The organism is Exiguobacterium sp. s121 (assembly GCF_018617245.1).
Classification (GTDB): domain Bacteria; phylum Bacillota; class Bacilli; order Exiguobacteriales; family Exiguobacteriaceae; genus Exiguobacterium; species Exiguobacterium profundum.
This window is the reverse complement of record NZ_JACSJV010000008.1, coordinates 1,756-4,788: the sequence shown is the minus strand read 5'-3', so window position 1 is coordinate 4,788 and position 3,033 is coordinate 1,756. Positions and strand designations below refer to the sequence as shown.

The window sequence follows — 3,033 nt, the reverse complement described above, 5'->3', positions numbered from 1 at the left end:
AAAACTGAGGATTCATCAACACAAACCATTAGACTAGATCAAAGCCTCGACCGATTAGTATCATTCAGCTCCACGTGTCGCCACGCTTCCACCCATGACCTATCTACCTCATCGTCTCTGAGGGGTCTTTCTTGATTGCTCAAAGGGAAATCTCATCTCGGAGGGGGCTTCATGCTTAGATGCTTTCAGCACTTATCCCGTCCGCACGTAGCTACCCAGCGGTGCTCCTGGCGGAACAACTGGTACACCAGCGGTGCGTCCATCCCGGTCCTCTCGTACTAAGGACAGCTCTCCTCAAATTTCCTGCGCCCACGACGGATAGGGACCGAACTGTCTCACGACGTTCTGAACCCAGCTCGCGTACCGCTTTAATGGGCGAACAGCCCAACCCTTGGGACCTACTCCAGCCCCAGGATGCGATGAGCCGACATCGAGGTGCCAAACCTCCCCGTCGATGTGGACTCTTGGGGGAGATCAGCCTGTTATCCCCAGGGTAGCTTTTATCCGTTGAGCGATGGCCCTTCCATGCGGAACCACCGGATCACTAAGCCCGACTTTCGTCCCTGCTCGACTTGTAGGTCTCGCAGTCAAGCTCCCTTCTGCCTTTGCACTCTTCGAATGATTTCCAACCATTCTGAGGGAACCTTTGGGCGCCTCCGTTACTGTTTAGGAGGCGACCGCCCCAGTCAAACTACCCGCCTGACACGGTCCTCCAGCCGGATCACGGCTGCGAGTTAGAGACTCTATACGCAAAGGGTGGTATCCCAAGGGTGTCTCCACCGAAGCTGGCGCTCCGGCTTCACAAACTCCCACCTATCCTGTACATCGCGTACAAAGCCTCAATATCAGGCTGTAGTAAAGCTCCATGGGGTCTTTCCGTCCTGTCGCGGGTAACCTGCATCTTCACAGGTACTATGATTTCACCGGGTCTCTCGTTGAGACAGTGCCCAAATCGTTACGCCTTTCGTGCGGGTCGGAACTTACCCGACAAGGAATTTCGCTACCTTAGGACCGTTATAGTTACGGCCGCCGTTTACTGGGGCTTCGGTTCAGTGCTTCTCTTGCGATGACACATCCCCTTAACCTTCCAGCACCGGGCAGGCGTCAGCCCCTATACTTCATCTTGCGATTTAGCAGAGACCTGTGTTTTTGCTAAACAGTCGTTTGGGCCTATTCACTGCGGCTTATGTTGCCATAAGCGTCCCTTCTCCCGAAGTTACGGGACCATTTTGCCGAGTTCCTTAACGAGAGTTATCCCGCGCGTCTTAGAATTCTCATCTCGCCTACCTGTGTCGGTTTGCGGTACTGGCGCCGACCTCCTCACTAGAGGCTTTTCTTGGCAGCGTGAAATCCGGTGCTTCGCCCTACGGGCTCCACGTCACAGCTCAACCTTGTATGCCGGGCGGATTTGCCAACCCGACGGCCTCGCTGCTTGTCCGTGCACTTCCAGTCGCACGGTCACCTTATCCTTCTGCGTCCCCCCATCGTTCAAACGGTGGTACGGCGGTACAGGAATATCGACCTGTTGTCCATCGCCTACGCCTTTCGGCCTCGGCTTAGGTCCAGACTAACCCTGAGCGGACGAGCCTTCCTCAGGAAACCTTAGGCTTTCGACGGAGGGGATTCTCACCCCTCTTTTCGCTACTCACACCGGCATTCTCACTTCCAAGCGCTCCACGGCTCCTCACGATACCGCTTCACTGCTGCTTGGAACGCTCTCCTACCATCCCTTACGGGATCCATAGCTTCGGTGGTATGTTTAGCCCCGTTACATTTTCGGCGCGGCGCCACTCGACTAGTGAGCTATTACGCACTCTTTGAATGGTGGCTGCTTCTAAGCCAACATCCTAGTTGTCTGTGCAGCGCCACATCCTTTTCCACTTAACATACACTTGGGGACCTTAGCTGATGGTCTGGGCTGTTTCCCTCTCGACTACGGATCTTATCACTCGCAGTCTGACTCCCGAGTACAAGTTGCTGGCATTCGGAGTTTGACTGAATTCGGTAACCCTGTGGGGGCCCCTAGTCCAATCAGTGCTCTACCTCCAGAACTCTTCACCTCGAGGCTAGCCCTAAAGCTATTTCGGAGAGAACCAGCTATCTCCAGGTTCGATTGGCATTTCACCGCTACCCACACCTCATCCCCGCACTTTTCAACGTGCGTGGGTTCGGACCTCCAGTCAGTGTTACCTGACCTTCATCCTGGACATGGGTAGATCACCTGGTTTCGGGTCTACGACGACGGACTGATGCGCCCTGTTCAGACTCGCTTTCGCTGCGGCTCCGCCTCATCGGCTTAACCTCGCCCGCCATCGTAACTCGCCGGTTCATTCTACAAAAGGCACGCCATCACCCGTGAACGGGCTCTGACTACTTGTAGGCATACGGTTTCAGGATCTCTTTCACTCCCCTTCCGGGGTGCTTTTCACCTTTCCCTCACGGTACTGGTTCACTATCGGTCACTAGGAAGTATTTAGCCTTGGGAGATGGTCCTCCCGGATTCCGACGGGGTTTCACGTGTCCCGCCGTACTCAGGATCCACTCTGGAGGGGATGGGGTTTCGGCTACAGGGCCGTCACCTTCTCTGGCCGACCTTTCCAGGTCGTTCACCTACCCTATCCCTTTGTAACTCCGTGTAGAGTGTCCTACAACCCCAGGAAGCATGCTTCCTGGTTTGGGCTGTTCCCGTTTCGCTCGCCGCTACTCAGGGAATCGAATTTTCTTTCTCTTCCTCCGGGTACTTAGATGTTTCAGTTCCCCGGGTATGCCTCACGCCACGCTATGTATTCACGTGGGTGTCCCGCCAGTCTCCCGGCGGTGGGTTCCCCCATTCGGAGATCTCTGGATCGATGTGTACTTACCACTCCCCAGAGCATTTCGCTGTTCGTCGCGTCCTTCATCGGCTCCTAGTGCCAAGGCATCCACCGTACGCCCTTTCTACCTTGATCTAGCGTCTAAGACACACGGTCCTCACGGACCATATGTGAAATTGGTTTTTGATGTCTTGATGAATCTTCAGTTTTCAAGGAACAA

1 rRNA gene is annotated in these 3,033 nt (G+C 54.8%); it reads right to left on the bottom strand.

The annotated features are described in order from the left end of the window. Positions 1-34: 34 nt before the first annotated feature. Positions 35-2,948, bottom strand: a 23S ribosomal RNA gene (locus tag KOG47_RS14585). Positions 2,949-3,033 lie beyond the last annotated feature (85 nt).